Source organism: Arthrobacter sp. H5, from assembly GCF_000520595.1.
Lineage (GTDB): Bacteria > Actinomycetota > Actinomycetes > Actinomycetales > Micrococcaceae > Arthrobacter_D.
The window spans coordinates 79,108-85,736 of sequence record NZ_KI914983.1; the positions used below are offsets into that span (position 1 = coordinate 79,108).

A 6,629-nucleotide genomic window follows, 5' to 3' on the forward strand; every position below is an offset into this window, starting at 1 on the left:
TGCGCCGTCGGCGGCGGAGAGCAGCTTCTTGTGCTCGATATACACAGCAGACGTAGCCATGACCACCGAGACCACCAGGAGGGAGAGCAGCAGATAGCCGATGAGAAGGACGGAGATTTGGCCGTCGTCCTCAGTTCCGGCGACTGCGTTCCTCAACCGAACCGCTCCACCAGTTGCGTTGCAGTCGAATCCACGGTTGCCGCTGAAGTGTTGAGTCCCGGCATTGTGGGGATCAGAGGCAGCGGTACCCTCAGCTGAACGTTAACGGTGACGGTGGAGCCCGGCGCCAAACATTCCCCGGAGCAGCTGATGTCCGTAGTCACGGCGGCTGGGTCGAATCCGAAGTCCGAGAGCGCGAGCAATACCGCTTGGCGGGCACGGGCGTCGGCCTGCTCCGGAGAATCAGTATCCACGAAGACCTTGGCCGCCTGATCAGCCGCTCCGACAACAGCAAAGGCGCCACCCTGCAGCTGGCCCACGGTGAGGATGAGATAGACCACGGGGACCAGCAGGAGAAGCCCCAGGAAAATGAATTCGAGGACGGCGCTGCCCTCCTCAGGATCCTTTCCGCGCGCGTTTTCTCTGAGTTTTGCCGCGTCGAGTCGACGTCTATTGAGGCAGGACCGCATGGCCGGACACCTCCATCGCGCCGCCCGGGCCGATCAGGCCGATGACAGGGAGGGGCGCGCGCACAGTAACCCGCAGCAGTTCGATGCCGTCAACGTTGGTGGTGCCTACGGTGATGTCCTGGGCGAACCCGCTGTTGAGGGACCCGGATATCAGCGAACTGGTCCGCGCAGCAGCATCGCCCGGGGTGCGGTCGGCAAGGGTTCCGTACCGCGCACCCGACGACGCTGCGTCGATCAGGCTGTTGCGGACGTGCAGCACGAGCGCAAGCTGAATGATGGCAATAAAGACGACAGTCAACAGTGCCCCAACCAAGGCGAAGTCGACAACGGCAGATCCGCTTTCATTGCCGCGCCTACCGCTCCTGGCATCCCCAATCCGCCGAAGCAGTGCCTTCATCGTTACGGGTTGACCCTGTTGATGGCTTCGTTGAATAGTCCTTCAAGCGCAGGTTGCGCAAGAGCGAGCAGCGCTGCGACAAGCACCGCCGACATCAGGGTGATCATGACCCAGCCGGGCACGTCACCCCGCTCGCGCTCATCGGTCGATCGGTACGCCGCGCCGCTGATGCGCAGAGCGAGCAGTGCCACATTCAGTGCGGCAAAGGCCTTGATGGTGCCGGTAAAGTGTCGCATCTCTTGATCCTTGCTGTTTGTGTTGGAGGTTGTCATAGTCCGAGATCGATCAGGGCAATCCCGGGGTACACGGCAAAAAGTACGGTCAGTGGGAGGACTCCAAAGACAAGTGGAACCATCATGGCGATTTCCTTCTTGCCTGCGGCTTCCATGAGTTCACGCTTGGAAAGATCGCGGACATCCTGCGCCTGCGATCGAAGCACATCAGCCAGCGGCGTCCCACGCTCCACCGCAACACTGATGCCATCGACAAACCGGACCAGAGGGGCGAGCTGGGTTCGGGCCGAGAAGTCCTCAAGGGCCGCCATCAACGGCGTTCCGGACCGCGTCTCCCCGAGAACCAGGGCAAACTCTCCGGCAAGATCACCGTGGGCAGTGCGGCAGATCCTCTCCAGTGCGCCAGTAGCGCTTTCGCCCGCGCTGACTGCCAGTGCCATCAGCTCGGCCAGGCTGGGAAACTCAGCGAGCATCCGCGCCTCACGCTTCCGGATGCGTGAGGCGAGAACATAGTCACGCAGCAGGAAACCACCAACTGTGCAGCCAAGTACGATCAGCACGGCCAGCACAGGGTTGAAACTGCCCGAAACGGCCAGGAAAATCATCGCCGCAGTGGACAACGCAAGGCCCACCGCGGCCCAGGTGATTTGTTCCGCCCTGAAATCAAGCACAGATTGATCCCGGCCCGCCTGGGCCAGACGCCTGGCAAGCACAGTGGAAGACGGATTGAAGCGGTTAAGCCAGGTGACGGCGTCGTTCATTGCTGGTCGAATGATGCGTTCGAGTGGACCAAAAGGGCTCACGACGACACTCTCGTCTAACAGCCTTGAACTGACATCCACCGACTTCAGCTGCGGCGCGATCCGGTCCACAAAGCGGTGCTGTCGCATCACCGGCAGCCGCACAAATATGACCCAGAGCCCAATTCCCAGGAAGGTACCGGACAGCGCGGCCAGTGCGGTTACTCCCATTAGCGCAACACCCTCTCATCTTCCGGTAGCGCTCCGATGCGAAGCATCAGCCAGTAGCAGAAGGCAGAAACTCCCAGCCCTCCGCCAAGAACCAATGCTCCGGTTGCAGTGCTGTACGCCGCAACCGCTTCCGGACGGGTGGAAAGAAGCAGGAGCACAATCCACGGCGCAGCAACGGCAAGGCGCGCCGCATTCACTGTCCAGGACTGGCGCGCCTCCAACTCGCTGCGGGTGCGCGCGCTGTCGCGTAGAAACTCAGCCAGTGTGCCAAGCAGCCGGCCGAGATCCGATCCACCGACCTCTCTGGTCATCCGGAGCGCTTCGATGATGCGATCGGCCACGGGATCCGCGAGCCTCAGTTTGAGCCGGCCAAGGGCCTCGTCAAACTGACCGCCCGAGCGGTAGTCTGCGCCGAACTCGTGAAAGGCCTGCCGCAGTTCCTGCGGGCCCTTTGAACCAAGCTGAATCAAAGCTTCCGGGAGGGATAGACCCGCCCGTATCGCCGACCTGAGGTGATCCACAACATCGGGCCATAGTTCCCGCAGGGACGCCGTGCGCTTGTTGGCACGCCAGCGGACCATCGCGAGCGGGAGCACTCCGCCGAACAGTGCAAAGCAGGCGGCAATTGGGGCGGAGCCGGTCAGGACAAAGACGACCAGCAGAACAAAAACCGCCACCGCGGCGCAGGATGAAAATAATCCACCGACCGAGACCTTTTCGATTCCTGCGCGCGAAAGCAGGTCCTCAAGGCGCCGGGCCGGCCGGGAACGAACCCGGCTCCGCGGTGGCTCTGCCCAGGCTGACCACCAGATCAGGAAGAGCCCTGCACCTAAGGTGACGCCCAGTGCAGCCGTCATTGGCGCGCATCCAGGAGCTGCGCAACGTTGATGCCTGCCGCCGCGAACTTCTCCTCGGCCGGCATCGCCGACGCAGTGACCAGCAAATCCCCGTTAACGCGTTTGAAGACAGACGAGGATTCAATGATCCCGTTCTCCACGCGCCGGCCCAGTGCCATGATCTCCATCACCTGACGGCTGCCGTTCCGTGCACGGGAGCAATGGACCACCAGATCGATGCAGGACGCCACAGTCGGCACCACGAAGGCGCTGGAAATGTTGTCTCCCGCAAGCAGTGGCAGCGTACAAATCTTGGTGACTGCGTCATGCGCGCTGTTGGCATGGACTGAGCACATTCCGGGCAAACCACTGTTCAAAGCGATCAACATGTCAAGGCTCTCCGCCTCCCGCACTTCCCCTACGATCAGGCGGTCGGGCCGCATGCGTAGTGCCTCCTTGACCAGGCGCCTCAGCGGAATTTCGCCGTTTCCCTCAAGATTTGGTTGGCGGCATTGCAGGCCCACTACGTCCCGCAGCGGCAACTGGAGCTCAAAGATTTCCTCAACGGTGACCACACGTTCACGCGGGCCGATGCTGGCTGCCAGACAATTGAGCATGGTGGTCTTGCCCGCCTGGGTGGCACCGGATACGAGGATGTTCAGTCCGCTGGCCACCGCGGCGCCAAGAAAGCGGGCCGATTGCGGCGTAAGTGAGCCCAATTCCACCAAGTGATCCAGCCGGGTGGCTTTGGCGATGAACTTGCGGATGTTGATTGACCAGTGCCTGCGGGTTACATCCGGAATGACAACGTGCAGGCGTGAACCGTCCGGCAGGGAGGCATCCACAAACGGCGAGGAGAGATCGAGCCTGCGCCCCGAGGACTTGAGCATCTTCTCAACAACATCATGGACCTGCTGCTCGGTTAGGGTCAGCGATGTCAGCTCTGACTCCCCCGCCCTGGCAACAAATATTTCTGTTGGCGAGTTGAGCCAGATCTCCTCAATATCCGGGTCATCCAACAAAGGCTGGAGCGCACCAAAACCGGCGACGGCGTCGTACACAAACCGGCGGGCCTGCTCAAGCTGGCCAAGAGGCGGCAGTGCACCGAGGATCGACCGCTCGTCATAGTCGTTGACGGCTGCCTCAACCAGGCGGCGAACCTCGCCGCCCTGCCTTGCAGGATCAAGTCCGCGACGGCGGATGAGCTCGCGGACTTCGTCCTCCACGATGCGCACAGCATCCATAAGGCTCCCCATGTTCAGGGGCAACGCGGGTTCTGACACCGCCTGCCCGAGACCTGATTATCAGAGTCCAGCATATTTACCGAGCGAACGTATGACTAGTTGGGAACCAGATTGTGGATAACATTTCTCTTGAGATTGCCCTTAATATGAGTCGACACGCCCGGAAAAATGCGGCAATCCTGAGCCAAAAATACCTATAATTCCGCTTGACTATTTTAACATTAGTCACATCAGTCACACGCGTGTAGTCTACGAGGCATCACTCGTACCTGGCTGCGGCCGGAAATTTGCTGGAGAATTCCCGTGACAATTGCCAATCCCCTTAGGCTCCTCTGCGCCGCTGCACTCTCACTCGTTCTCATGGGCGGTGGCATACCTGCCCTGGCCGCTGAAGAAACGACGGCAGTTCCGCCTTCTGCATCGCCCTCGCCTGCTGAGGCGCCGCCTGCTTCTGCGGTAGCTGAGACCGCTCCTGCACTAAGTCCGGATACTGAGCCGGCCGCACCGGGGGGCGACACCGCTGATCCCGCGCCGCTGCCGTCGACAGTGCCGTCCGAGCCGCAAATGGTTCCGGCGCCCACAGATGCCGCGTCGAACGAAGTGGATTCGACCGAGCCGGCACCCGATGAGTTGACCTCCGAGGTGCCCCCGGCCGATTGGGACCCGACTTTGGAGCCGGGCTTCGATCCGATGCCCGCCGAACGCCTGCCCCGTCCAGAGGGCCCTCTACCGGCACTGAAGGCCCCCAGCATCAACGGGATGTCCGCGGCTGCTTATGGACCGCGTACCGGCAACTTCAAAGTGACGCTCGTGACGGTCCAGCTCGCCGGAAAATCGGCGGCCGATGTGGCAGCAATCGACCTGACCAGGGCTCGTGCCTCGATTGCACAGTCAAGCAGTTACTGGAAGAAGATGTCCGATAATCGCCTGTCGATGTCGATTGCCCGGGAAGTCAGTGGCTTCAAATCTTCGGCACGGATCACCGACTCGTATGACCAGATCATGGCAACCGTCACGCGTGAGATGGGCTGGCAGTTCAAGCCGTATGAGGCCCTGGTTATTTTCGTGCCGCACGCCAACCTCAACTCCTATGGCACCTGGGGAGTGCTTGGCGGCGGCTTCACTGACGGCGCCACAACCGGCCGCATCATCATGCCGTACACCTCGGCTCTGACAAATAACGTGGTCACACACGAGTTTGGCCATGTGCTTGGGCTGCACCATTCCAACTCGCTGTACTGCAGCAACGGCCGGTCCGACGTTCCCCGATCAGGTGGCCGCTGGACGGATTCAGCCTGTTTCACCAACGAATACGGCGACACCATGGACCTCATGGGATACGCGCAGAACGCCATGCCGACCATCAATTCATTCTTTTGGGAGTACGGCGGCTTTGGACGAGGCAATGAAATCCTCAATGCCGGAACCGTGCAGGGCGCAAAAAACTACACCTTGAAGGCGTGGTCAGGCTCAGATGCGAACCGTGCCGTCAAGTTCACAGATCCAGTCAGCAAGGAGATCTACTACCTGGAGCTGCGGCTGCCGGTAGGATACGACGCTGCGCTGGCTTACGGAGGCAACCGCGGGGTCAAGATCATCAAGAAGGACCTCCTCGGATGGGATGGCAACGCGTCGATAGTGCTGACGCCCGACAGTCGCTGGCTTTATGGCTACTACAACCAGAACCATGCGTGGCAGGCAGGATCCACGTTCACAACCCACGCGGGCACCAAGGTCAAGATCAACTCCGTGGGCACAACGAGCGCAAGCATTACCATTACAGCACCTACTTCCGGCACGCCGGCCGTGGTTCAGCGTTCGTTGGCTGCGGTGAATGCGGGGGATTTCAACCGCAATGGTACCGATGATCTGGTCTCACGGCGCGTTGATGGCACCCTCTGGTTCCACGACGGTACCGGCAACGGGACGTTCCAGGCACCGGTCCGGATCGGCTCCGGCTGGGACATCTACAGCCAACTCGTCGGCGGCCAGGACTTCAACAATGATGGCCGGACCGACCTCATCGGCCGCAAAACCGACGGAACCCTCTGGTTCTACGCCGGCACCGGCGCCGTCACCACCAGCAACGAAGGATACAAACCCGCCGTCAAAACCGGACACGGCTGGAACATCTTCGACATCATCGTCTCCCCCGGCGATTTCAACGGCGACCGGATAGCGGACCTGATCGCCCGCAAACCCGACGGAACCCTCTGGCTCTACGCCGGCACCGGAACCGTCAACGGCACCACCAGCAGCGTCCAGCCCGGACGGCAAATCTCCACCGGATGGGCAGGCTACGCCGATCTCGTCAGCGCA

The 6,629-nt window shown here is 61.2% G+C and carries 8 protein-coding genes; 1 reads left to right on the forward strand and 7 read right to left on the reverse strand.

Annotation, left to right across the window (positions count from 1 at the left end):
* From Y708_RS31490 to Y708_RS0105710, 7 genes are all read right to left on the reverse strand, one after another.
* On the reverse strand, positions 1–156 hold a 156-nt coding region (locus Y708_RS31490; protein WP_343212954.1), incomplete at its 3' end, for a pilus assembly protein TadG-related protein.
* A complete protein-coding gene (locus Y708_RS23145) occupies positions 153–629 on the reverse strand; it encodes a hypothetical protein (protein ID WP_081746495.1) in 477 nt (158 codons plus the stop codon). The genes Y708_RS31490 and Y708_RS23145, both read right to left, overlap by 4 nt.
* Positions 610–1,026, reverse strand: coding sequence for a TadE/TadG family type IV pilus assembly protein (locus Y708_RS0105690; protein WP_051478651.1), 417 nt, complete (start codon positions 1,024–1,026; stop codon positions 610–612). The genes Y708_RS23145 and Y708_RS0105690 overlap by 20 nt, the downstream gene beginning before the upstream one ends.
* 2 nt (positions 1,027–1,028) lie before the next feature.
* A complete protein-coding gene (locus Y708_RS0105695) occupies positions 1,029–1,262 on the reverse strand; it encodes a hypothetical protein (RefSeq protein ID WP_051478653.1) in 234 nt (77 codons plus the stop codon).
* Between the two features lie 32 nt (positions 1,263–1,294).
* A complete protein-coding gene (locus Y708_RS0105700) occupies positions 1,295–2,230 on the reverse strand; it encodes a type II secretion system F family protein (protein WP_028279184.1) in 936 nt (311 codons plus the stop codon).
* On the reverse strand, positions 2,230–3,087 hold the full coding sequence (locus tag Y708_RS0105705; RefSeq protein WP_028279185.1) for a type II secretion system F family protein: 858 nt from the start codon (positions 3,085–3,087) through the stop codon (positions 2,230–2,232). The genes Y708_RS0105700 and Y708_RS0105705 overlap by 1 nt, the downstream gene beginning before the upstream one ends.
* Positions 3,084–4,310 carry a TadA family conjugal transfer-associated ATPase gene (locus Y708_RS0105710; protein WP_028279186.1) on the reverse strand — a complete coding sequence of 409 codons (1,227 nt, stop codon included), beginning with the start codon at positions 4,308–4,310 and terminating at the stop codon, positions 3,084–3,086. The genes Y708_RS0105705 and Y708_RS0105710 overlap by 4 nt, the downstream gene beginning before the upstream one ends.
* 303 nt (positions 4,311–4,613) lie before the next feature.
* On the opposite strand from Y708_RS0105710, the gene Y708_RS23150 reads away from it, so the two are divergent.
* A partial coding sequence (locus Y708_RS23150; protein WP_173401504.1) for an FG-GAP-like repeat-containing protein occupies positions 4,614–6,629 on the forward strand: 2,016 nt, incomplete at its 3' end.